The sequence below is a fragment of the Micromonospora sp. NPDC047548 genome (assembly GCF_040642975.1).
In the GTDB taxonomy this organism is placed as follows: Bacteria; Actinomycetota; Actinomycetes; order Mycobacteriales; family Micromonosporaceae; genus Micromonospora.
Map to the genome: position 1 here is coordinate 45,182 of NZ_JBEYTI010000003.1, position 24,046 is coordinate 69,227.

General features: G+C 74.3%; 18 protein-coding genes. 7 read left to right on the forward strand and 11 right to left on the reverse strand.

The features are described from left to right. Window positions 1-104: 104 nt before the first annotated feature. On the reverse strand, window positions 105-1,268 hold the full coding sequence (locus ABZ807_RS03670) for an acyl-CoA dehydrogenase family protein (RefSeq protein WP_357152369.1): 1,164 nt from the start codon (window positions 1,266-1,268) through the stop codon (window positions 105-107). 253 nt (window positions 1,269-1,521) lie between these two features. Here ABZ807_RS03670 and ABZ807_RS03675 point away from each other — a divergent pair, with 253 nt between their 5' ends. Next, complete coding sequence (locus ABZ807_RS03675) at window positions 1,522-2,949, forward strand: UDP-glucose/GDP-mannose dehydrogenase family protein (RefSeq protein ID WP_357152372.1); 1,428 nt, start codon at window positions 1,522-1,524, stop codon at window positions 2,947-2,949. A gap of 157 nt (window positions 2,950-3,106) precedes the next feature. Then, window positions 3,107-8,017: a permease gene (locus ABZ807_RS03680; protein ID WP_357152375.1), complete on the forward strand. Its 4,911-nt coding sequence runs from the start codon at window positions 3,107-3,109 to the stop codon at window positions 8,015-8,017. Window positions 8,018-8,449: 432 nt separating this feature from the next. Here the strand turns inward: ABZ807_RS03680 and purE are convergent, their stop codons facing one another. From purE to ABZ807_RS03695, 3 genes are read right to left on the reverse strand one after another with little or no spacing between them, the layout of a single operon-like run. Beyond that, window positions 8,450-8,941: a 5-(carboxyamino)imidazole ribonucleotide mutase gene (purE, locus tag ABZ807_RS03685; RefSeq protein WP_357152379.1), complete on the reverse strand. Its 492-nt coding sequence runs from the start codon at window positions 8,939-8,941 to the stop codon at window positions 8,450-8,452. Then, window positions 8,938-10,098: a 5-(carboxyamino)imidazole ribonucleotide synthase gene (locus tag ABZ807_RS03690; protein WP_357152382.1), complete on the reverse strand. Its 1,161-nt coding sequence runs from the start codon at window positions 10,096-10,098 to the stop codon at window positions 8,938-8,940. Before ABZ807_RS03690 ends, purE begins: the two co-directional genes overlap by 4 nt. A gap of 46 nt (window positions 10,099-10,144) precedes the next feature. Then, window positions 10,145-10,615 carry a hypothetical protein gene (locus ABZ807_RS03695; protein ID WP_357152385.1) on the reverse strand — a complete coding sequence of 157 codons (471 nt, stop codon included), beginning with the start codon at window positions 10,613-10,615 and terminating at the stop codon, window positions 10,145-10,147. A 98-nt stretch (window positions 10,616-10,713) separates the two neighbouring features. On the opposite strand from ABZ807_RS03695, the gene ABZ807_RS03700 reads away from it, so the two are divergent. Then, window positions 10,714-11,259 carry a helix-turn-helix transcriptional regulator gene (locus tag ABZ807_RS03700; RefSeq protein ID WP_357152388.1) on the forward strand — a complete coding sequence of 182 codons (546 nt, stop codon included), beginning with the start codon at window positions 10,714-10,716 and terminating at the stop codon, window positions 11,257-11,259. On the opposite strand, the gene ABZ807_RS03705 is transcribed toward ABZ807_RS03700, so the two are convergent. From ABZ807_RS03705 to mca, 4 genes are all read right to left on the reverse strand, one after another. Continuing rightward, entirely contained in the window at window positions 11,252-13,288 is a 2,037-nt protein-coding gene (locus tag ABZ807_RS03705) for a thioredoxin domain-containing protein (protein ID WP_357152390.1), read from the reverse strand. The two genes, ABZ807_RS03700 and ABZ807_RS03705, sit on opposite strands and share 8 nt — an antisense overlap. Before the next feature lie 147 nt (window positions 13,289-13,435). Further along, entirely contained in the window at window positions 13,436-15,967 is a 2,532-nt protein-coding gene (locus ABZ807_RS03710) for a bifunctional diguanylate cyclase/phosphodiesterase (RefSeq protein WP_357152392.1), read from the reverse strand. A 179-nt stretch (window positions 15,968-16,146) separates the two neighbouring features. Continuing rightward, the gene (locus ABZ807_RS03715; RefSeq protein WP_357152394.1) at window positions 16,147-16,440 is read right to left on the reverse strand and encodes a hypothetical protein; all 294 of its coding nucleotides are present in this window, start codon (window positions 16,438-16,440) and stop codon (window positions 16,147-16,149) included. A 48-nt stretch (window positions 16,441-16,488) separates the two neighbouring features. After that, window positions 16,489-17,370 carry a mycothiol conjugate amidase Mca gene (gene mca / locus ABZ807_RS03720; protein ID WP_357152396.1) on the reverse strand — a complete coding sequence of 294 codons (882 nt, stop codon included), beginning with the start codon at window positions 17,368-17,370 and terminating at the stop codon, window positions 16,489-16,491. A 189-nt stretch (window positions 17,371-17,559) separates the two neighbouring features. On the opposite strand from mca, the gene ABZ807_RS03725 reads away from it, so the two are divergent. Next, a complete protein-coding gene (locus ABZ807_RS03725; protein WP_357152399.1) occupies window positions 17,560-17,994 on the forward strand; it encodes a DUF4307 domain-containing protein in 435 nt (144 codons plus the stop codon). 143 nt (window positions 17,995-18,137) lie between these two features. Continuing rightward, entirely contained in the window at window positions 18,138-18,638 is a 501-nt protein-coding gene (gene greA / locus ABZ807_RS03730) for a transcription elongation factor GreA (RefSeq protein WP_357152402.1), read from the forward strand. 75 nt (window positions 18,639-18,713) lie between these two features. Here the strand turns inward: greA and ilvA are convergent, their stop codons facing one another. The 3 genes from ilvA to ABZ807_RS03745 form a co-directional block, all read right to left on the reverse strand. After that, complete coding sequence (gene ilvA, locus ABZ807_RS03735; RefSeq protein WP_357152404.1) at window positions 18,714-19,934, reverse strand: threonine ammonia-lyase; 1,221 nt, start codon at window positions 19,932-19,934, stop codon at window positions 18,714-18,716. Window positions 19,935-20,075: 141 nt separating this feature from the next. Next, complete coding sequence (locus tag ABZ807_RS03740; protein WP_357152407.1) at window positions 20,076-21,485, reverse strand: amidase family protein; 1,410 nt, start codon at window positions 21,483-21,485, stop codon at window positions 20,076-20,078. A gap of 16 nt (window positions 21,486-21,501) precedes the next feature. After that, window positions 21,502-22,641 carry a cystathionine gamma-synthase gene (locus ABZ807_RS03745; protein ID WP_357152410.1) on the reverse strand — a complete coding sequence of 380 codons (1,140 nt, stop codon included), beginning with the start codon at window positions 22,639-22,641 and terminating at the stop codon, window positions 21,502-21,504. A gap of 180 nt (window positions 22,642-22,821) precedes the next feature. On the opposite strand from ABZ807_RS03745, the gene ABZ807_RS03750 reads away from it, so the two are divergent. Both ABZ807_RS03750 and msrA read left to right on the forward strand, forming a co-directional pair. After that, window positions 22,822-23,268: an HIT family protein gene (locus ABZ807_RS03750; protein WP_357152412.1), complete on the forward strand. Its 447-nt coding sequence runs from the start codon at window positions 22,822-22,824 to the stop codon at window positions 23,266-23,268. Window positions 23,269-23,323: 55 nt separating this feature from the next. Then, window positions 23,324-23,986 (forward strand): peptide-methionine (S)-S-oxide reductase MsrA, encoded by a 663-nt coding sequence (gene msrA / locus ABZ807_RS03755; RefSeq protein ID WP_357152415.1) that lies wholly within the window; start codon window positions 23,324-23,326, stop codon window positions 23,984-23,986. The last annotated feature ends 60 nt before the right edge of the window (window positions 23,987-24,046 follow it).

Genomic DNA, 24,046 nt, shown 5'->3' on the forward strand with positions numbered 1-24,046 from the left:
CCCCGCGCCGGGGGCCGCCCCGCCGCGCGAGCCCCCCGTTACCGGTGGCCGGGCCGCGGGCGGGCCGGAGGACCGGCCCGCCCGCCCGACCGGCCCGCCCGTGGTCAGCCCTTGAGGAGCTGGCGGGCCATCACGATGCGCTGCACCTGGTTGGTGCCCTCGTAGATCTGGGTGATCTTGGCGTCCCGCATCATCCGCTCGACCGGGTAGTCGCGGGTGTAGCCGTAGCCGCCGAGCAGCTGCACCGCGTCGGTGGTGATCTCCATGGCGGCGTCCGAGGCGAAGCACTTGGCCGCCGCGCCGAAGTAGGTCAGGTCGGCGTCGCCCCGCTCGGACTTGCCGGCGGCGGTGTAGGTGAGCTGCCGGGCCGCCTCCAGCTTCATGCCCATGTCGGCGAGCATGAACTGGACGCCCTGGAAATCGGCGACCGGCCGGCCGAACTGCTTGCGCTCGCCGACGTACCCCTTGGCGTAGTCGAGCGCGCCCTGCGCGATGCCGACGGCCTGCGCGGCGATGGTGACCCGGGTGTGGTCCAGGGTCCGCATCGCGGTGGCGAAACCGGTGCCCTCGGCGCCGATCATGCGGTCGGCCGGGATCCGGACGTTGTCCAGGTAGACCTCGCGGGTCGGGGAGCCCTTGATGCCGAGCTTCTTCTCCGGCGCGCCGAAGCTGACCCCGGCGTCGGACTTCTCGACCACGAAGGCGGAAATGCCCCGGGAGCGCGCTGTGGGATCGGTCACAGCGAAGACCGTGTAGTACTCCGAGACGCCCGCGTTGGTGATCCACCGCTTCACGCCGTTGAGCACCCACTGGTCGCCGTCCCGCACGGCCCTGGTGGTCATCGAGGCGGCGTCGCTGCCCGCCTCCGGCTCGGAGAGGCAGTACGAGAACATCGCATCGCCGGACGCGACCCGGGTCAGGTACTTCCGCTTCAGCTCCTCGGAGCCGGCCAGGATCAGCGGCATGGTGCCGAGCTTGTTCACCGCCGGGATCAGCGAGGACGAGGCGCAGGCCCGCGCCACCTCCTCGATCACGATCGCCGTGGCCAGCGCGTCCGCACCGGCGCCGCCGTATTCCTCGGGGATGTGCGGGGCGTGGAAGTCCGCGGCCCGCAGCGCGTCGTAGGACGCCTTGGGGAACTCGCCGGTCTCGTCCGCCTCGGCGGCGTTGGGGGCCACCTTCGCGTCACAGACCTCACGGACCGCCGCCCGGATCGCCTCGTGCTCCTCGGGCAACCGGTAGACGTCGAACGACTGCTCTGCGGCCATGTCCGCCCTCCCCTTTCACCGCTATCATGCGCACACAGTCTGTGGCGTCCTCAGACCGCCGACTGCCGCAGACTGAAGGATAGCCACCAGGTTCGGCCGGACCTTACCGGCAGGTAGGCTCGCGCACGACAGGCGTCGACACGGCACAACTACCCTCACACAAGACGACAAAGTTCCCACGGTGCCCCGGCCATGGCGCCCCAGCCGATTGCGACGCAGCGAAGCGCCGCCAGTGCGAGCGGAGAAGACAGGCGTGACGATCCCGTACCCGAACATCCAGCCGGTGCCGGCCATCGCCCCGGTGACGCCACCCTCGGGTGCGCCCCGACCGCGGGTGACCTTCCTGGGCACCGGCTACCTCGGCGCGACGTACGCCATCTGCTACGCCGAGCTGGGCTACGAGGTGCTCGGCTTCGACGTCGACGTCGACAAGATCGCCACACTGAACGCGGGCGAGGTCCCGATCCACGAGCCGGGCCTGGACGAGCTGCTCAAGCGCAACCTCGCCGCCGGCCGGCTGCGGTTCAGCACCGACATCGCCGAGGTCGCCGACTTCGGCGACGTGCACTTCATCTGCGTGGGCACCCCACAGCGGGCCGACGGCATGGGCGCCGACCTGTCGTACGTCGAGGCGTCGGTGACCAGCCTGGCCCAGCACCTGACCCGCAAGGCACTGATCGTCGGCAAGTCCACCGTCCCGGTGGGCACCGCCGAGTGGGTGGAGCAGCTGGTCGGCAAGCACACCCCCACCGACCTGGCCGTCGAGGTGGCCTGGAGCCCCGAGTTCCTCCAGGAGGGCTTCGCCGTCGACGACGTGCTGCGCCCCGACCGGATCGTGGTCGGCGTCAAGACCGAGTGGGCCAACGCCATGCTCTACGCCGCCCACAAAGGCGTCTTCGACCTGGCCGCCACGGAGGACCGCGAGGTGCCCCTCGTGGTCACCGACTTCGCCACCGCCGAGCTGGTCAAGGTCGCCGCGAACGCCTTCCTGGCCACCAAGATCTCCTTCATCAACGCGATGGCCGAGGTCTGCGAGGCCGCCGGCGGCGACGTCACCCAGCTGGCCCGGGCCATCGGGTACGACCCGCGCATCGGCAACCGGTTCCTCCAGGCCGGGCTCGGCTTCGGCGGCGCCTGCCTGCCCAAGGACATCCGCGCCTTCCAGGCCCGGGCGCAGGAGCTGGGCGCCGGCGAGGCGCTGCGCTTCCTGCACGAGGTGGACCTGATCAACCTCCGCCGTCGTACCCGCGTCCTCCAGCTCGCCGCCGACCTGCTCGGCCGGCGCTCCGGCCCGGCCGGCCCGGACTTCTCCGGCACCCGGATCGCAGTGCTGGGCGCCACCTTCAAGCCCAACACCGACGACGTCCGCGACGCCCCGGCGCTCGCCGTCGCCGCCCTGCTGGCGAAGTCCGGCGCCGACGTGCACGTGTACGACCCGCAGGGCACCGAGAACGCCCGCCGGGTGGCCCCCGAGCTGACCTACGAGGCCAGCATGAACGACGCGGTGACCGGCGCCGACCTGGTCTGCGTGCTCACCGAGTGGGCCGACTTCCGCAACGCCGACCCGGTCGCCCTCGGCGAGCTGGCCGCCGGGCGCAAGGTGGTCGACGGGCGCAACTGCCTCGACTCCGCACTGTGGACCCAGGCCGGCTGGGAGTACCGCGGCATGGGCCGCCCCTGACGGGTACGCGCCGACGCGCCGGCCGGGAAGCACCGCTTCCCGGCCGGCGCTTCCTGTTGGGCCGAAACGCCACCACCAGATATCGAAATCCTCGCCGGGGCAGGGCATGCTCGACACCTGAGGTCCACAGTGCGGACCGGCCGGGTGGAGGGGTGTCGTGGAGAGCTTTCAGTGCTCCTCGTGCGGACGGGAGATCACACCGGCCGCCCGCTGTCCGCACTGCGGCGCCGAACAGCCGCAGTGGCGGGAACACCTGGCGGAGATCGAGCGGTCCATCGCGGAGATGAAGGCCCGTGAGGCGGCCATCCTCGCCGAGCAGCGGCAGATCGCCGCCAGGATGCAGGCCGCCCTCTTCCAGCGGGACATCCTCGCCCACGCCGGCGAGGAGGGGATCGGACAGGCCACCCGGCCCCGCCGGGTGCTGCGCCGCAAGCCCGGGCGCCGCCCGCCGACCGCCGCCACCGGCGCGCCGCCCCGGGTGCCGCGGCAGGGCGCCGCGCCGCCGGGGCCGGGGGACGGCCCGCCAGCGCCCCCGCGCGCCACCGCCACCTGGCTGGACGCCGACGATCCCGAGCACCCGCCGGAGGCCTCCTCCCGGGAGGTGCAGAACATCCCGCTCGGGCTGGGCGCGCTGCTGCTGGCCGTGGCCGCGGTGGTCTTCGCCGCCGTCGCGACCAGCTCGATGGACGCCCTGGCCCGGCTCGGCATCCTGCTGGTCGCCACCGTGCTGCTGCTGCTCGCCCCGCCCGTGCTGGCCCGGCGCGGGCTCACCTCGACCGCCGAGACGATCGCCACGGTCGGCCTGCTGCTGGTGCCGCTGGCCGGGTACGCGCTCTGGGCGGTGGACCGGATCGGCGGCGGGGCGTCCGGTGCGATCTTCTCCGGCGTGATCTTCGCGGTGACCGTCGCCGTCGCCCTCGGGTACGCCCGGGGCACCGGCCTGCGCGCGCCCCGCTTCGCCGCCGTGCTCGCCGCCCAGCCGGTGGTGCCGCTACTGGCGTACGACCGGATCACCGGCCCCGGCGGGTGGGCCCTCGCGCTGACCGTCGTCGCGGTGCTCGACCTCTGGCTGGCCCGCTCGTCGCTGCTGCTGGAACGCCCGGTCCGCCGCGACCTGCCGACCGACGCGCCGGCCCCACCGACCGCGCCCCGGCAGCGCACCGCCACCGAGGGCCGGCCCGAGGCGGCGCCCGAGGAGGCCGGCGAGGTGCTCGGCACGGCGGCCACCCCGGTGCCGGGCGGGGCCGCCCGGCCGGTGCCGTGGCTGCCCCAGGTGACCTGGCTGCTGCACGGCGCGGCGGTGGCGCTCGCGCTGGCGTACGCGGTCACCGCTCTGCTATGGGCGAGCACCGTGCCGGCGGCCACGGTGGCCGGCGCGGCGCTGCTGCTGGCCGCGGCGGTGGCCCTGGCCGGCGCGCTGGTGCTGCGGCGACCGCCGCTGCCCGACGTGGCCGCCGGCATCATGACCCTGGCCGTGATCGGGGCGCTGGGCCGGGTCGCCTCGGTGGCCTACCCGGGTCGGGCGCTCCTGCTGATCGCCGCCGTCATCACGCTCACCGGGCTGGCCGTGCGGGCCGTACCGGAGGCGGCCCGGCGCGGGCCGCAGGGCGCCGCCGCGGCGGCGCTCACGGTCAGCGGGGTGGTGGTCGCCGGCGGCGCCCTGCGCGCCGGCCTGGCCCCGGCCCGCGCCGCCCTGCCGGCCTGGTCGGCCGACCTGACGCGGTTCCCCGCCGAGCTGGCGGCGGCGGTCGGCCCGGCGGCCTGGCAGCTCGCCGCCAGCGCCCTGCTGCTGACCGTCGCGGCGGTGCTCGCCCTGCCCCCGGAGATCCGCCGCGAGTTCGCGGTGGTCGGCGTGGGGCTGACCGCGCTCGCGGTGCCAGCCTCCCTCGCCATCGGCTGGGCGGCCGCGCCGTGGCCGATGGTGCTGGCGGCGGTCGGCATCGGGGTGCTCGGCCTCTCCGCCGGCACCACCCGCGCCGCGCTGGTGCACGCCGTCACCGCAGCGGTGGTGGGCGTGCTCGGCGCCGGGGCCGCGCTGAGCCGTCCCGCGCTGACTGCGGCGGCGCTGGTCACCCTGGTCGTGGCGGGGGTGCTGGTCGCGCTCGCGCCCCGGGTGCGGATCACCCCGGCGGCGGCCGACACGCTCTCCGGCTGGGCGGCCGGCGGGGCATCGTTCGCGCTGCCGGGCGCGGTGGCCGCCTTCGTCGCCGCCACCGAACCGGCCGTCCCGGCACCGACCCCGGCCGCGCTGCGCGAGCTGACCGTGCCGATCCTGGCCGCCAGCTTCCTCGCCGTCTGCGTCACGCTGGGCTACGCGGCCATGGTGCAGGTCTCCCAGCGGCACCTCGCCCTGCCCCACGCGGCCGGCACGGCGCTCGGCGCGCTCGCGGTCGTCGCCGCCGCCTTCGGCGCCCCCGGCACCACCGCCGCCGACGCCTGGGTGGGCGGGCTGCTGCTGGTCGCCACCGTGCTGCTCCTGCTCGCCCCGCGGATCGACGCCGGCCGCCGGTCCGACCTCGCCCTCGACGGCTCCGACCTGGCCGCTGCGGCGGTCACCGCCGCGCTGATCGCCACATTGGCCCGGATCGCCGCGGTGATCTCCGCCGGCGGGCAGCTCGCGGTGGCCGCCACGCTGGTGCTGGTGGTCGCCGTCGCCGCCCGGGCGATGCCGGAGGAGTGGCGCCGTGGCCCGGTGCTGGGGCTCGCCGTCGGCGGCACCCTGATCGGCCTGCTCGCCGGGTGGTCGGCCCTGCGCGGCGGGGTCGGCGTGCTCGCCACCCCCGGCCCGATCTGGGCCGGTGACCTCGCCGGCTGGCCGACTGCGCCCACCGGCGGCACCACCTGGCAGGCCCCGGTGGCGCTGGCGATGCTGGCCACGGCGGCCGCAATCCTGCTCCCACCGCCCTGGAGGTACGACGTCGCGGGGGCGGCCGCCGTCCTCGCCACCATCGGCGCGCCGGCCGCGTTCGCGCTGCCCTGGTGGTCGCCGGTGCTGGTCGGGACGATGGTCGCCACGGTCTTCGGGATGGCCGCCGCGGCCTCAGTCGACGCGCGCGCCGGGTTGTCCCGGGCGGTCGTGGCCGGTGCGGTGGCGCTGCACGCGGCGGCGGCCGGACTGGTCCGGCCGTGGACCACCGCGCTGGCGCTGGGCGCCATCGCACTGATCGGCCTGGTGGTCGCGGCGCTGGCCCGGGGGTTCGCCCCGGCGCTAGTGGAGGACGTGGAGACCGAGGGGATGCCGCCGCACCTGGTGCGGATCGGCGGCGCGGCGGCGGGCGCGGCCCTGCTGGCGTTGCCGGGTGCGGTCGCCGCGCTGGCCGCCGAGTTCGGTCACTCGGCCCAGGTGGTGCTGACCGCCGCGCTGGCGGCGTCCAGCGTCGGGCTCGCCGGGGCGGCCGCGGTCCGCCGCCAGGTGCCGCAGTACCTGCCATACGCGAGCGCGGCGATCGTCGGCGGCGCGACGGTCAGCGCGCTGGCCGCCATCTTCACCCACCTCCCCTCCGGCGTGTACGCCGCCGCGGCGGCGCTGCTCGGGGTGCTCGCCGAGTTGGTCCGGGCGGCCACCGTTCCGCCGGTCGGCTCGGCCCAGCCGGTCCGCCGGTGGGCCGTGCTGCTGGACGGCGCGCTGCGCCGGCTGCCCGACGACGGCACGGAACGCCGCTGGCGGATCAGCCCGGCCGCCGGTGCGCTCGCCGCAGCGGCCCTGCCGACGGTCCTGGCCCTGGCCTCGCTCGCGCCGCTGCTCTACGTCGCCCTGGTGGAGCCGCACCGGATGCTCTCCCGGGTCTGGCAGGGGCCGCCGCCGGAGCTGCTCGCCCCGCCGCCGGAGGCGGTGGACCCGACCCACGTGCTGACCGCGTTGCTGCTCACCGCGACTGCGGCGCTGGCCGCCACCGGGCTCAGCGGCGGCCGGCGTTCGCGGGCCGTGCCGGTGGTCCTGCCGGGGCTTGCGGTGACCCTGCTGATCACCCCGGTCGCCCTCGGCCACGCCTGGCCGGAGAGCGCTCTGGCGGCGCTCGCCGTCTTCACCATCTCGATGCTCGGGCTCGCGCTGACCCCACCGCCGCCGCTGGCCGAGCGGGCCCGGTCGCTGCGGGTGACCCGGATGCTGGTCTTCGTGATCGGCCTGGCCGGCGGCGGCGCCGGGCTGGCCGGCAGCCTCGGCACCCGCGAGCTGACCCTGTTCACGCTGGGTGGGGCGGTGGGCGTCGGCACGGTCGCCGCGTTCTTCGGCACCACCCAGCGGGCCCGCATCCTCGGCTGGCTCTTCGCCTCGCTGATGGCGCAGCTCTTCGTGCTCACCGCCGGGCTGGTGGCCGGGTTCGCCGCGGTCTGGTCGGCGTTCGGGGTGCTGGCGGTCGGCGCGGCACTGCAGGTCTTCGCGGCGACCCTGCCGCGGCTGCGCCGCCCCGAGGCGCAGCGCGAGGCGGCCACCGTGGCGTGGACCGGCTACGCGGCCGCGCTGATCGCCCTGGCGCTGGCCTACAACTCGCCCCGGCACATAGCGGCTCTGCTGGCCGCCTGGGGCGCCGTGCTCGGGGTGGCCGCAAGCCGGCCGGGGCGTCGTCCGCTGGAACGGCAGAGCCTGTTCTGGGCGGTGGTGGCGTGCGAGATCACCGCCTGGTGGATCCTGATGCGGGTCGCCGACGTGGCGCTGCCCGAGGCGTACACGCTGCCCTTCGCGGCGCTGGCCCTGCTGGTGGGGGTGCTGGAGCTGCGGCACCGGCCGGACCTGTCGAGCTGGGTGGCGTACGGGCCGGCGCTGGTCACCGCGTTCGTGCCGACGCTGGCGATCGTGCTGGCCACCGAGTCCAGCATGCTGCGCCAGGTGCTGCTGCTGCTCTGCGCGGTGGCGGTGCTGATCTTCGGGACGACGAGCCGGCAGCAGGCGCCGGTGATCGTCGGGGCCACGGTGACCGCGATCGCCGCGGTGCACGCGCTGTTCAGCCTCGGCCCGTGGCTGGTGCTCATTCCCGTCGGGCTGGTCCTGCTGGTGCTGGGGGCGAGCAACGAGCGCCGCCGCCGCGCCCAGGAGCGGTTGCAGACCGCGCTGCGCGGCATGAGATGACGGGGCGTGCCTCGGGCCGGTCCCCGGGGCTGCGCCCGCGGTGGCTGTCGCCGTCGGTCGTCGCTGCCGGTTGTTTCGGCAGAGACTGCCGCCACGGAGGTGGCCGTCACGATTGGTCACCTCGGCCCGGACAGCAGCTCTCCCCCGCACCGCCTTTGCTCTGCTGCATTCCACGCAACAGTCACCATCGGTGACTGTTGCGCCTGGGGCCACCCTCGGACGCCAACGAGGTTTTCCTGGTCAATCCGGTGTTGCGTATTGTTAAGCAGAGCAAAGGAGCAGCATGCACGGTGGAGGCCGCAGGCCATCCGACACGGTGCGTAACATGCGAGGAAGTCACAGATGGTGATGGACCACCCTCAACGGGGGGCCCGGGCCCGTTGAGTCCGAGCCGATGCCGGACCGGCCGCCGAACGGCGGGCCAGCAGCGGATCAGCCGAGGGAGGCGCGGAGGGCGGCGTCCTTCTCGGCCACCATCTCCTCCAGGCCCGCCTGGTACGCGGCCATCCGGGTGAGCAGCGCCGGGTCCGCGGTGGCGAGGATGCGGACGGCCAGCAGGCCGGCGTTGCGGGCGTTGCCGATCGACACCGTGGCCACCGGCACCCCGGCCGGCATCTGCACGATGGAGAGCAGGGAGTCCATCCCGTCGAGGTGCTTCAGCGGCACCGGCACACCGATCACCGGCAGCGGGGTCACCGAGGCGACCATGCCGGGCAGGTGGGCCGCGCCGCCCGCCCCGGCGATGATCACCTTGACCCCCCGGTCGGCGGCGGAGCGGCCGTACTCGATCATCTTGACCGGGGTGCGGTGGGCGGAAACGACGCCGACCTCGTAGGGCACGCCGAACTCGTCCAGCGCCTCGGCTGCGGCCTTCATGACCGGCCAGTCCGAGTCGCTGCCCATGATCAGCCCGACGGTGCTCACTCGCGCCCCTCCCGCAGCCAACGCGCGGCCCGCGCCGCCCGCGCCCGTACGTCGTCCAGGTCGTCCCCGAGCACCGTGACGTGCCCGATCTTCCGGCCCGGCCGCACCTGCTTGCCGTACAGGTGGACCTTGGCGCCCGGCTCGGCGGCGAAGAGGTGGTGCAGGCGCTCGTCGACGGAGATCCCGCCGGGCTCACCGCCGAGCACGTTCGCCATCACCGCCACCGGCGCGGTCAGCGAGGTGTCCCCCATCGGGTAGTCGAGCACGGCCCGCAGGTGCTGCTCGAACTGGGAGGTGCGGGCGCCCTCGATGGTCCAGTGCCCGGAGTTGTGCGGCCGCATGGCCAGCTCGTTGACGACGAGGCCGGCGTCGGTCTGGAACAGCTCCACCGCCAGCAGACCGACCACGCCGAGCGCGGTGGCCAGGTCGATGGCGAGCTGCTGGGCGGCGAGCGCCAGCTCCTCCGGCAGGTCGGGCGCGGGGGCGAGCACCTCGACGCAGATCCCGTCCCGCTGCACCGTCTCCACCACCGGGTACGCGGCGACCTGCCCGAACGGCGAGCGGGCCACCTGCACGGCCAGCTCCCGGCGCAGCGCCACCCGCTCCTCGACGATCAGCGAGGTGCCACCGGCGAGCAGCGTCGCGGCCAGCTCGGCGGCCTGCGTGGCGTCGTCGACCATCCAGACGCCCCGGCCGTCATACCCGCCGCGGGCCGCCTTGAGCACCACCGGCCAGCCCCGCTCCGCGCCGAAGTCGACCAGGTCGGCGGGCTCGGCGACCGGCCGCCAGGCCGGGTTCGGGGCGCCCAGCTCACCGAGTCGCTCCCGCATCACCCGCTTGTCCTGCGCGTGCAGCAGCGCGTCGGCGGGCGGGAAGAGCTTCACCCCCTCGGCGGCGAGGGCGCGGATGTGCCCGGTGGGCACGTGCTCGTGGTCGAAGGTGACCACGTCGCAGCCCTTGGCGAAGGTGCGCAGCGCGGAGAGGTCGGTGTGGTCGCCGTACTGGACGTCGGAGGCGACCAGGGCGGCGCCGTCGTCCGGGGCGAGCGCCAGCACGCGCAGTGACTGGCCGAGGGCGATGGCGGCCTGGTGGGTCATCCGGGCCAGCTGGCCCCCGCCCACCATGCCGACGACGGGCAGACCGGTACGGGAATCCATAGGCCGCCAGCCTATCCGGGCGACCGGCGGTCACCGCCGCGAGGGCTCAGGCGGCGGAGTCGACGCGGCGCGGGGTGCGGGCGATCTCGCGGGTGGTCCGCCGGGCGATCAGCGCCGAGCCGATCACGGTGGGCGCGAGCCAGGCGATCAGGTTGCCGTCGGTCATCTGGACGGCGAAGCCGGTGACGAAGGCGATCACCGTGCTGCCCATCAGGTTGAGGTGCCAGATGCGCCAGCCCCGGCCGCCGAGGCCGGTCGGGCGGCGGCGGGCGAACCAGAGCCCGCCGACCAGCCAGCCGAGGGTCAGCCCGCCGAGCAGGGCCAGCCCCCAGAGGCGGGCCGGGTCGTAGGCGAAGAGGCCGAAGGCGCTGAGGCTGAGCCCGACGGCGGCACCCGCGTACACCCGGCCGAGCAGGGTGTGCCGGCCGCGCCGCTTGGGCGCGAGCAGCACAGGCAGGGCGAGCAGCAGCCCGGCGGTGCCGCTGACGGCGTGGATCACCACGAGAAGCGGGTGCATGACAACCCTCTCCCAACCTCCCATTGTGGGAGGTTGCTGAGACCATCCTGCAACCTGACACAATGGGATGTCAAGCGGATCCGAAGGAGCAGACCTCGATGCCGGACCGGCCACTGAACGCCACCGCCGCCTCCCTGCTGGGCTTCCTGCACGACGGCCCGATGACCGGCTGGGACCTGGTCGAATACGCCCAGCAGCGGATCGGCGCGTTCTGGTCGCTGACCCAGAGCCAGGTCTACCGGGAGCTGACCGCGATGGCCGCCGCCGGACTGGTCCGCGCCAGGGAACGCGGCCGCCGCGACCGGCAGCCGTACGAGATCACCGACGCCGGCCGGGCCGCGTTCGCCGAGTGGGCCGCCAGGCCGCCGGCCGAGGAGAGCATCCGGTTCCCCCTGCTGCTGACCGTGCTCTTCGGGCGGCACCTGCCCCCGGAACGGCTGGCAGAGTTCCTGGCCACGCACCGGGCCGCCCATGCCGCCCGCCTGGCCGGCTACGAGCAGGTGGCGGTCGCACTGCCGGCAGAGGCGGACACGGTCGACCCGTACTCGGTGGCGACGCTGCGCTTCGGGCTGGCCTACGAGCGGGCGGTGCTGGAGTGGTTCGACGCCCTGCCCGAGTTGGGCGGGGCGCCGGACCTCAGCTGAGCTGGGCGACCAACTCGTCGACCGAGATCACCGGCCGCTGGCAGACGAAACCCCGGCAGACGTACGCGGTGGGCCGCCCGTCGACCAGCGGCCGGTCCGCGAGCAGCGGCACCCCCGGCTGGTCCGGTCGGCCGGCCACCACCACCGCACCGGGCGGGGCGTGCCGCACGGCGGCCGCCACCAGCGGATCACCCGCCGGGTCGTCGGTGGCCACCGCGATCTCGTACGGCCCGGAGAGCAGCGCCTCCCCCACCGTCGCCGCGTAGCCGGTGAACCGGGCGTGCCGCCCGACGATCGGCGCGACGGTGGCCAGCGCCACCTCGGCCGCCTCCCGGTAGCGACTCTCGCCGGTCAGCGCCGCGTACGCCACCAGCGCCGCCACGATCGCCGACCGCCCGGACGGGGTGGCGTTGTCGGTCGGGTCGGCCGGCCGGGTGACCAGCCGCTCGGCGTCGTCGGCGGTGTCGTAGAAGCCCCCGTCCGGGGCGGCGAACCGGGCCAGGGCCACGTCGAGCAGCCCACCGGCCAGCTCCAGCCAGCGCCCCTCCCCGGTGAGCTGGTGCATGGCGCAGAACGCCTCGGCGACGCAGCCGTAGTCCTCCAGCACGCCGGCCGGCTCGCCGACCACCTTGTCGCGCGACGCCCGGCGCAGCCGCCCGTCCACGACGTGCACGGTGGCCAGGTGCTCGGCGGCGTCCCGCATCGCGCCGTCGGCGACGATGGTGACGCCCTCCATCAGGTTGGCGTCCTCGTCGTCGGGCGAGGCGTACAGGGCGGCGACGCGGAGGAACTCGGCGATGGCGGTGATCGCCAGTCCGTTCCAGGCCGCCACCACCTTGTCGTCGCGGGCCGGCTGGGGGCGGGTGTCGCGGGCCGCCAGCAGCCGGCCGACGACGTCCTGCCAGCGGGCCCGGATCTCCGGGTCGGCGTCGTCGACGTCCCGGGCCAGCCGCAGCACGCTGGTGCCGTGCTCGAAGGTGCCTGTCTCGGTGACGGCGAAGAGGTCGGCGGCCCAGCGGCCGTCCTCCTCGCCCAGCGCCGCCACCAGCTGGGCCGGCGTCCAGGCGTAGGTGAGGCCCTCGACGCCCTCGGTGTCCGCGTCGAGGGCGGAGGCGAAGCCCTCACCGGGGAGGTGCAGCTCGTCGGCGAGGAACCGGGCGGTGTCCCGGGCCACGCGGCGGGCCATCCGGTCGCCGGTGAGCCGCCACAGCTCGGTGTAGCAGCGCAGCAGCAGCGCGTTGTCGTAGAGCATCTTCTCGAAGTGCGGCACGGTCCAGTGCCCGTCCACCGAATACCGGGCGAAGCCGCCGGCGAGCTGGTCGTGGATGCCGCCCCGGGCCATCGCCTCGGCGGTGTGCCGGACGATCTCCAAACTCTGCGGCGAGCCGGTGCGCTGGTGGTGCCGCAGCAGGAAGAGCAGATTCATGTGCGGTGGGAACTTCGGCGCCCCGCCGAAGCCGCCGTTCGTCGCGTCGTACTCCCGGGCGAGCTGGTCGGCGGCGGAGTCGAGCAGCTCGGCGGTCAGCGGGGCGGTCGGCCCGCCGACGGCCTGGGTGCCGCCGATCGCCTCGACCACCGCGGCCCCCTGGCGCAGCACCGCCTCGCGCTGGTCGCGCCAGGCAGTGGCGACCGACTGGAGCAGGCGGACGAAGTTCGCCCGGGGGAAGTAGGTGCCACAGAAGAACGGGGTGCCGTCTCCGGTGGCGAAGACCGTCATCGGCCAGCCGCCCTGCCCGGTCATCGCCTGGGTGGCCGTCATGTAGACCGCGTCGACGTCCGGCCGCTCCTCCCGGTCCACCTTGATCGCCACGAAGTCGTCGTTGACCAGCGCGCCGACCTGCTCGTTCTCGAACGACTCGTGGGCCATCACGTGGCACCAGTGGCAGGCCGCGTAGCCGACCGAGATCAGCACCGGCACGTCCCGCCGCTTCGCCTCGGCGAAGGCCTCCGCGCACCAGGGCCACCAGTCGACCGGGTTGTCCGCGTGCTGGAGCAGGTACGGCGAGGTCGCGTCGGCGAGTCGGTTCACCCGACGACCTTATCCAGCCGGCCCAGCCCCCGCCGGTGGGACCGACATCGGAGCGTCTTCCACAGTTCACGACCATCTATTTATATCTGTGCATGCCGGGCGGCCCCGGCCTCGCGGGCCCCCGGCCGGGCGGGGACGCGTCCGGGGTCAGGAGGCGCCGTCGGCGCGCAACGGCAAGACGTTCGACTCGGCCGAGTCGCGCAGCGTGCCGAGCACCGCGCCGATCTTGTCTGCCGGCATCGGCTTGAAGAAGTGGTAGCCCTGGGCGGCGGTGCAGCCCAGCTCGGCCAGGGCGAGCCGCTGCTCGGCGGTCTCCACGCCCTCCGCGACCACCCGCAGCCCCAGCTCGTGGGCGAGCCCGACGGTGGTCCGGACGATTGCCGCGGCCTCCGGCGACTCGGTCATCCGGATCACGAACGAGCGGTCCACCTTGAGCTCGTCCACCGCGATCCGGGTCAGAAAGGTCAGCGACGAGAAGCCGGTGCCGAAGTCGTCGACGGCCAGCTGCACGCCCATCGCGCGCACCGTCGCCAGCACCTCGTCGATCACCTCCAGCTCGCTCATCACCACCGTCTCGGTGATCTCCAGGACCAACCGCTGCGCCGGCACCTGATGCCTGCGCAGCGCGTCGGCGATCTCGGCCGGCAGCCGGGGGTCGAGCAGGCTACGGGCCGAGAGGTTCACCGAGATCGGCACGTCCAGCCCCTCCCGGGCCCAGTCGGCCGCCACCGCGAGCGCCTTGTCCAGCACGTACCGGGTGAAGGCGCCGAGCTGCTCGCTGTTCTCCACCGGGCGGATGAAGTCGACCGGGCCGAGCCAGCCGCGGCGCGGGTGCCGCCAACGGATCAGCGCCTCCACCCCGGTCGGCGCGCCGGTGGCCAGGTCGACCGCCGGTTGCAGGGCCAGCACCAGCTGGTCGTCGGCCTGCAACGCCTCCCGCAGCTCCGCCAGCAGCGCCAGCTGGTCGGTGCTCGCGGCGTCGCGGGAGGTGTCGTACGCGGCGACGCTGCCGCCCCCCTCCTTGGCCTGGTACATGGCGATGTCGGCCCGGCGCAGCAGCTCGGTCAGGTCGGCGGTGCCCGCCCCGGCCACCACCACCCCCACCGAGACCTCGACGGACATCCGCACCCCGGCCACCTCGGTCGGCGCGGCCAGCCGCTCGGCGATCTCCCGGGCCTGACGCAGCGCGTACGCCATCGGGGCGGACCGGTCGCCGATCACCGGGACCGACGTCAGCAGCAGCGCGAACTCGTCCCCGCCGAGGCGCCCCAGCAGGTCGCCCGGCCGGACGAGGGTGCCGAGCCGGTTGGCGGTGAGCCGCAGCAGCTGGTCGCCAGCGGCGTGCCCGAGGGTGTCGTTGACCTCTTTGAACTGGTTGATGTCCAGCAGCAGCAGCGCCACCGGGTGGTCGTGGGCGAGCTTCCGCAGCGCCTGGTCGCCCTTGCTGAGCATGGCCGTCCGGTTCACCAGCCCGGTCAGCCCGTCATGCACCGCCTCGTACGACGATCGTGCGCTGACCAGCCGCAGCTCCCGGTGGGTGGCCGCGTCGTGCAGCGCGGCGGCGAGGGCGTCGGAAAAGGCCGCCACAGCGTCCCGCTCGCGGGGGCTCGGCGGCGCCGAGGCGGGAAAGCGGACCCGCAGCTCGCCGACCTCGACCTCGCCAACGGTCAGCGGGCGGGCCAGCTCGTGCTCCGCAGTGGCCGGCCGGGCGGGCGGGCCGATCTCGCGGTCGCGCACCTGGCCGGCGGCGTCCCCCCGGTACCGGCGCCAGCGGCCGTCGCCCCGGGCCACGTCGACGTCGACCAGTTCGGCGCCGAAAAGGGTCAGCGCGCCGGTCACCGCGGCGGTGGCCACCCCGCGCTCGTCAAGCTGGTTGAGCGAGGCGGTCGCCTCCGCGAACGCCCGCCAGTCCCGCCGTTCCTGGTCGGCCCGCAGCCGGTGCCGGTAGGTCTGCTGGAGCAGCCAGAGCGGGGGCGGAAGCAGCAGCAGCCAGCGGGCGTCGATCTCCAGCAGGGCGACCACGACCAGGCCGACCGCCACGTTGCCGACGAACATCAGCAGCTTGCCGCGGAGCGCGGCGAGCACCGGCGGACCGATGGCCACGCCGTGCCGCAGCGCCAGGATGGCGCCGCCGAGGCAGGCGGTGGCGAGCAGGTAGGTCACCGAGCCGGCGATCAGGGCGAGCGCGAGCCCGGGGGTGGGCGCCGCCAGCAGCGGGGCGCCGAGCGCGATGGCGACCGCGACGGCGAGCGCGGTGGCGGCGGTCAGCGAGGCCGCGATCCGGAGGACCTCGAGCGGGGGCCGGCGGTCGACGGCCAGGGACATCCCCGTCCAGGCCAGGCCGGAGCCGAGCAACGCCGCAGCCGGCAGCCACCCGGCCGGCACGAGGTAGAGGCAGACGATCAGCGCAGCCTCGCCCCAGGTGATGCTGACCATGCCGGTGGCGGTGCGGAACCGCAGCCGGGCCAGTTGGGCGACAGCGAACGCGGCCAGGGCGATGCCGAACCGGGCCGGCGCGGGAAGGGGGTCGTCCGGCGGCAGGACGGCGGGGACGGTCAGGCCGATCAGGACCGCCGTGAGGGCGGTGACCGTGACGGCGGCGATCAGCAGGAGCACCCGTGGCGGCGTGCCACGCGTCTCGGGCCGGTCGAGTTGGTCGGCGGCCCTGCCGGACGTCACCGGCCCGCTCCGTCCGCCGGCACACGGGGGGTGTCCGGGACGGACGCAGCTGCGACGGTCATGGTGCCCCCTCCCGCGCACGGCTCAGGGACTTTTCGGTGCCCCCGGCGGAAGGCTAAGCCAATCCGGGTGGTCGCAACAGGGGCTGGCGAACCGGATAGGCGTGAATCACGCTCCGACTACCCGTTTCGGTGCTGCTGGTGGCTGTTGGGGGTGTCCGGGCGTGATTCCTGCGTCGAGGTCCCGTCCACCGGATCGACGTCCGACGCGTCGGCGTGGCCCCGGTCGACCGCCCGCCCCTGCGCGGGGAACCGGTCGGGCAGCCGGCGCAGCCGGGAGTTCATGTTGCGGATCAGCAGGATGGTGGCGGTGGCCAGGAGCAGGATGAGGAACAGGCCCATCGGCCCGGCCAGGCCACCCGTGCGGGTGTCACCGAAGTTGTTCTCCGCGAGCACCTGGGCAGCGGTCAGCATGGTGTTTCTCCGATGTGCGGTGGGGTTTCAGCGTAACCCCCCGCCCGGTCAGCGGGCATCGGCCGTCTCGCGTACCCCGGCGAAGAGGTCCGACTCGGGCAGCGGGCTGTCGACCAGCGAGCGGACCAGCTGGAAATCCTCCGTGGGCCAGGCGCGCCGCTGCAACTCCATCGGCACGTGGAACCAGAAGCCGTCCGGGTCGATCTGGGTGGCGTGGGCGCGCAGCGCGTCGTCGCGGACGGGAAAGTAGTCGGCGCACTCCACGCGGGTGGTGATCCGGGGGCCCTTGTCAGGGCGGTCGTCCCAGCGCTTGAGCCACTCCTCGTACGGGGAGGGGAGGCCGGCGGCGAGCATGCCCTCGTGCAGGGCCGTGATCTTGCCCTTGGAGAAGCCGATGTCGTAGTAGAGCTTGAGCGGCTGCCAGGGCTCGCCGAGCTCCGGGTAGCGCTCCGGGTCGCCGGCCGCCTCGAAGGCGGCGACGGTCACCGTGTGGGTCATGATGTGGTCGGGGTGCGGGTAGCCGCCCTCCTCGTCGTACGTGGTGACGACGTGCGGACGGAACTCGCGCATCAGCCGCACCAGCGGGCCCGCGGCGACCTCGACGTCCTCCAGGGCGAAGCAGCCCTCGGGCAGCGGCGGCAGTGGGTCGCCCTCGGGCAGCCCCGAGTCGACGAAGCCGAGCCAGGCCTGCTCGACGCCGAGGATCGCCCGGGCGGCGTCCATCTCGGCGCGGCGGATCTCGGCGATGTTGGCCCAGACGTCCGGCCGGTCCATCTTCGGGTTGAGCACGCTGCCGCGCTCCCCACCGGTGCACGTCACGACCAGAACGTCCACGCCCTCGGCGACGTATTTCGCCATGGTCGCGGCGCCCTTGCTCGACTCGTCGTCGGGGTGCGCGTGCACCGCCATGAGACGCAACTGCTCTGCCAACGTGGGCGCTCCTCGTCTGTGCCCGCCGACGACCCACCTGGGCCACCCAGCTGACCTGCCGTAATCCTCCCCCGTGCCGGACCCGGCCGGCGCCGACCTGTCATCCTTGACGGCAGGACGGGCTGGGGAGCATGGAACCCTCCCATTCTTGCCGATGCCCCCGACAACGACGCCAGGAGATACCCGCCGGTGACCGAGATGCACGCCACACTCACCCCGGGTGCGCCCGTGTTCCCGCCCGGCCGGTACGGCCGCCGCCGGGAGCCGGGCCGCCGCCGACCGCTGCTGGTCTGGCTGCTGCTGGCCGCCCTGGTCGCCGGGCTGGGCCTGGTCGCCGCGCAGCTCTACGCCCGGTACGGCGACCCGGCGTACGACGCCCAGGTGATCACCTACACCGACATCACCGACTCCGGGGTGAGCGTCGACTTCCGGGTCACCCTGCCCGAGGGCGGCTCGGCGGTGTGCCTGCTGCGGGCCCGCTCCCACGACGGCGCCGAGGTGGGCCGGGACGAGGTCGCGGTCAGCGTCGGACCCGGCGAGCGGCACACCACCGTCCAGCACCGGATCGCCACCACGGCCCGGCCCTTCATCGGCGAGGTGATCCGCTGCCGGCCCGCCGGCTGACCCCCCGCTGACCGGCGGGGACGCCCGGTACGACCGGTTCGGGTGCCGGCACCGGCGGTGATCGGCGGCACCCGCGGGTGTGCCGCACTGGTAACTTGGTAGTTCACCTGTCAGCCAGTTCCGCACGATCGAGGAGTACGCCTGTGTCCACGAAAGGCAACGAGGCGCCCGCCACCTGGCTGTCCCAGGACGCGTACGACCGCCTGAAGGCAGAGCTCGACGAGCACATCGCCAACCGGCCGGTCATCGCCGCCGAGATCAATGCCCGGCGCGAGGAAGGCGACCTGCGGGAGAACGGTGGCTACCACGCCGCCCGCGAGGAGCAGGGCAAGGCCGAGGGTCGCATCCTCTACCTCAAGGAGCTGCTGCGCACCGCCCAGGTCGGTGAGGCGCCGACCGCCGACTCGGTGGCGCCCGGCATGGTCGTCACGATCTACTTCGACGACGACCAGGACGACACCGAGACCTTCCTGCTCGGCTCGCGCGAGATCGCCTCCACCACCGACCTGACGGTCTACAGCCCCGAGTCGGCGCTCGGCAAGGCGATCCTGGGCGGTCGCCCCGGCCAGACCTGCACCTACACGGCCCCGAGCGGCGCCGACATCAAGGTGACCGTGGTCGGCTTCGAGCCGTTCTCCGGCTGAGTCCGGCCCCGCCGGGTCCGCGCGACCCGGCGGCTCCCGACCGCGTACGCCCGAGGCGTGACACCGGAGCCGGTGTCACGCCTCGGCCGCGAAGACCACCTGGTAGCCGCTGGCCCGCAGTGCGCTGATCAGCGTGTCGGAGTGCTCGACGCCGCGGGTCTCCACCGACAGCGCCACCTCCACCTCGCCGAGGCGCAGGCGCGGGTTGGCCCGCTGGTGCTCCACGTCGACCACGTTGGCCCGGTGCTCGGCGATCTCGGTGAGCAGCGACGCGAGCTGACCGGGCCGGTCCGAGCAGCGCACCGTGACCCGCAGGTAGCGCCCGGCCGCGGCCAGGCCGTGCTCGATCACCCGCAGCATCAGCAGCGGGTCGATGTTGCCGCCGGAGAGCACCGCGACCACCGGCGCCTCCACCTCGACGACCCCGGCCAGCAACGCCGCCACGCCCACCGCGCCGGCCGGCTCGACCACCTGCTTGCCGCGCTCCAGCAGCATCAGCAGCGCCCGGGAGATGTCCTCCTCGGAGACCGTGACCATCTCGTCGACGAGCTTGCGGACATGGCTGAAGGTGAGCTCCCCCGGGCGGCCGACCGCGATCCCGTCGGCGATGGTGGCGAAGAACGGCAGGCGTACCGGCTCGCCGGCGACCAGCGAGGGCGGGAAGGCCGCCGCGCTGGCCGCCTGCACCCCGATCACCCGTACGTCGGGGCGCAGCGCCTTGGCCGCCACCGCTATGCCGGAGATCAGGCCGCCGCCGCCGACCCCGGTGATGATCGTCTTCACGTCGGGGCACTGTTCGAGGATCTCCAGCGCCACCGTGCCCTGACCGGCGATGACGTCGGGGTGGTCGAACGGGTGGATCAGCACCGCGCCGGTCCGCTCGGCGTAGGTCTGCGCCGCCACCAGGGACTCGTCGACGGTGTTGCCGACCAGTTCGATCTGCGCGCCGTACCCCTTGGTGGCGGCCACCTTGGGCAGCGGCGCGTTCACCGGCATGAAGACGGTGGCGTGGGCGCCCAGCAGACCGGCGGCGAGCGCGACGCCCTGGGCGTGGTTGCCGGCGCTGGCGGCGACGACGCCGCGGGCCCGCTCCCCTTCCGACAGCCGGGAGATCCGCACGTACGCGCCGCGCACCTTGTACGACCCGGCGCGCTGCACGTTCTCGCACTTCAGCCACGTTGGGCCGCCGAGCGCGGCGCTCAGCGGCCGGGAGGGCTCCAGCGGGGTGGTGCGGGTGACGCCGGCGAGCAGTTCCCGCGCGGCCTGTACGTCGGCGAGACCGACCAGTTCCGTCATGCCCCGATCGTGCCACCCGCCACCGGAGGAACCGGCGGCGACGCCACCGTCTGGTCGGCCGGCGCCTGCGGCGAGGGTGCGGTCACCGGCTGCGACTGTCGTCCAGGGGTGCGGCGAGAGGTGCGCGCACACGCTAGACGATCATGCGGCGGCCGGCGACCCCGTTCCGACCCGGGGATAGCCGGGGGCGTGCCGGGACCACGGCGCCTGCATCTCGAACTGCCCGGCGACCCCGAGCAGCAGCAGCTCCGAGCCGGGCGGGCCGACCAACTGCGCGGCGACGGGCAGGCCGTCCGGGCGCCGGCCGACCGGCACCACGATGGACGGCAGGCCGGCGATGTTCCAGGGTGCGGCGTACGGGGCGTACCGGATGTTGGCCTTCATGTTGGCCACCCAGGACCGGCCGGACCAGGCGGCGGCCTCCGGCGGCGGGCCGGCCAGCGCCGGGGTGAGCAGCAGGTCGACGGAGTGGTCGGCGAAGAAGCCGACCGAGCGTTCCCGCCACGCGGCCCGATCGGCCTCCCGGACGTACCCCCGCCGCTGCGCCCACTCGCCGAGCGCGACGTGCCGGCGGCTGCGCCGCTGGAGCTGGCGGGGTGCGACGCCCGCGGCACGGACGTCGGCGGCGGCCGCGGCGAACCACGTCGCGATGCCCTGGAGGCCGAGCGCGGTCGGATACACCGGGTCGGCGGGGACGGTGTCGTGGCCGGCGGCGGCAAGCAGCCGGCCGGCGGCGGCCACCGCGTCCCGGTTGGGGGCGTCCGGCGAGACGCCCCGCACCGGGGAGCGGAGCGAGACGCCGACCCGCAGCCGCGGCGGCGGGACCAGCTTGTCGGCGCGGCGGCCGGCGAGCACCTGGAAGCCGACTGCGGCGTCCGCGACCGTGGTGGTGAGCATGCCGTGCTCGGTGAGGCCGAACCAGTCCTCCGCGCCGAGCTGGGCGGGGACCACTCCCCGGCCGGGCTTGAGCCCGACCAGGCCGCAGCAGGCCGCCGGGATGCGGATCGAGCCGAGGCCGTCGTTGCCGTGCGCGATCGGCACCAGCCCGGCGGCCACGGCGGCGGCAGCGCCGCCGGAGGAGCCGCCGGGGGTGCGCCGGGTGTCCCACGGGTTGCGGGTGACCGCCGACTCGTCGTCGGTGAGCGCCCAGAGGCCGAGCTCCGGCATCCGGGTCACCCCGAGGATCACCGCGCCGGCGCCGCGCAGCCGCCGGACCACCTCGTGGTCGGCCTCCGCAACGGCGGTACGCATCGCCGCCGAGCCGTTCCAGGTGGGCAGGCCGGCGACGGCGGTGTTCTCCTTGACCGCCACCGGCACCCCGGCCAGCGGAAGGTTGGCCAGGTCCTCCTGCTCGTCGACCTTCTCCGCCTCGGTGATCGCCTCCCCGCCGCGTACCGTGCGGAACGCGGCGAGGTCGGCGTCGACCCGGGCGATGTGGTCCAGGTGGTCGGCGACGACCTGGGTGGCCGAGACGTCGCCCCGGCGTACGCCCCGGGCGATCTGCTTGGCGGTCGCCCCCACCCAGGTCGGCATGATGTCCTGCACGGCCACCCTCCCCAGCCAGCGGTCAGCCCAGCGCCTGCTCCAGATCGGCGAGCAGGTCGTCGACCGTCTCGATGCCGACAGACAGTCGCACGAGATCGCCGGGAACTTCAAGCGGCGAGCCGGCAGCACTTGCGTGTGTCATCCGGCCCGGGTGCTCGATCAGGGACTCCACGCCGCCGAGCGACTCGGCGAGCACGAAGAGCTTGGCCTGGTTGCAGATCTGGACGGCGTGTTCCTCGCCGCCGGAAGCGCGGAAGGAAATCATGCCGCCGAACCGGCGCATCTGCTTCGCGGCCACCTCGTGACCCGGGTGCGAGGGCAGGCCCGGGTAGCTGACCTGAGCGACCTTGGCGTGCCCGTCCAGGTACGCGGCGATCCGCTCGGCGTTGTCGCAGTGCCGGTCCATCCGTACCCCGAGGGTCTTGATGCCGCGCAGGGTGAGCCAGGCGTCGAAGGGCCCGTTGATCGCGCCCATCGCGTTCTGGTGGTAGCGCAACTCGTCGCCGAGGCCGGCGTCGGCGGCGATCAGCGCGCCACCGACCACGTCGGAGTGCCCGCCGATGTACTTGGTGGTCGAGTGGACCACCACGTCGGCGCCGTGCGCGATCGGCTGCTGCAGGTACGGCGAGGCGAAGGTGTTGTCGACCACCAGCAGCGCCCCGGCGTCGTGCGCGACGGCGGCCAGGGTGGCGATGTCGGCGACGCCGAGCAGCGGGTTGGTCGGCGTCTCCACCCAGACGATCTTCGTGGTGGGGCGAATGGCGGCCCGGACGGCGTCGGTGTCGGAGACCTTGGCCGGGGTGTAGTCCAGCCCCCAGCGCTCGGCGACCCGGGCGAAGAGCCGGTAGGTGCCGCCGTACGCGTCGTCCGGGATCACCACGTGGTCACCCGGCTTGCAGACGGTGCGCAGCAGGGTGTCCTCGGCGGCCAGGCCGCTGGCGAAGGCGAGCGCCACCGGGCCGCCCTCCAGGGCGGCGAGGCACTCCTGGAGCGCGTCCCGGGTGGGGTTGCCGGAGCGGCTGTACTCGTAGCCGTTCCGGGGCGCGCCGACGGCGTCCTGGGCGTAGGTGCTGGTCTGGTAGATCGGTGGGATCACCGCGCCGGTGCGGGCCTCGGGGTCCTGGCCGGCGTGGATGGCGAGCGTGTCGAAGCCGTGACTCATTCCGCAGACGTTAGCCCGCCCGTCTGCCGGGGCGGGCGGAACCCGGCCGGGTCACGCTGCCCTGACCGTCGCCGTGCGGCCCGAGGCGTGCCCCGCGCTCCCTTTGGAGCTGATGACGTAGACGATTCACGACCCGCGGCGGCGGGCGACCATTCCCCTGTCCGGCATTAGGCTGCCCGGATGAGCGGGTGCGTGTTCTGCGGGATCGTCGCGGGCGAGGTGCCGGCGTTCCGGGTGGCCGACGAGCCGGACGGCGTGGCGTTCCTGGACACGCGGCCGGTGTTCAAGGGGCACCTGCTGGTGGTACCCCGCACCCACCTGGTCACCCTGCCCGACCTGCCGGCGGAGGATCTGCCCGGCTACTTCGGCCTGGTCCAGCGGCTCGCCGTCGCGGTCGAGTCCGGCCTGGGGGCCGGTGGGACGTTCGTGGCGATGAACAATCGGGTGTCCCAGTCCGTCGCACACCTGCACACCCACGTGGTGCCCCGCACGAAGGGCGACGGCCTGCGCGGCTTCTTCTGGCCGCGCACCCGCTACGCCGGCGACGCCGAGGCGGAGGAGCACGCGCGGCGGATCGCCGCCGCCCTGGCCCCCACCAGAGCGCGTGCCGCTCCGGGAGGCGGGTAAGGAACCGGGGCCCGGCGGCGTTGCACGCGGGGAGAGGTACGAGAGGAGTCCCACCGTGTTCCTTCGCCGGATGAAGGCCGAGCTGCCCACCTCCGACCAGGCCCTGCCGGGTCGCTCGATCGCGATGCCGATCGGTGACCGGCACGAGGTGCTGCCGTCGTCGCTGAAGGGCCCGTTCCCGGAGGGTTCCCGGGTCGCCGTCTTCGGGATGGGCTGCTTCTGGGGTGCCGAGCGGCTGTTCTGGACCCTGCCCGGGGTGATCACGACCTCCGCCGGCTACGCGGGCGGCAGCACGCCGAACCCGACGTACGAGGAGGTCTGCTCGGGGATGACCGGGCACGCCGAGGTGGTCCAGGTGGTCTACGACCCCAACAAGATCAGCTACGAGGACCTGCTCAAGGTCTTCTGGGAGAACCACGACCCGACTCAGGGCATGCGCCAGGGCAACGACGTCGGCACCCAGTACCGCTCGGCGATCTACACCACCACCGACGAGCAGCTGGCCACCGCGCAGGCGTCCCGGGACGCATTCGCGCCGATCGTGGCGCGGGCCGGCAAGGGCGAGATCACCACGGAGATCGCTGCGCTCGGTGACTACTACTTCGCCGAGGACTACCACCAGCAGTACCTCGCCCCGACGAAAAATCCGAACGGGTACTGCAACCACGGCCCCAACGGGCTGAGCTGCCCGGTCGGCGTGGCCCGTACCGCCGGCTGACCGACCTGACGTTCCGGGCCGGTGATCGAAATCCGTTGCCGGTGCCCCCGGGGAGTCGAT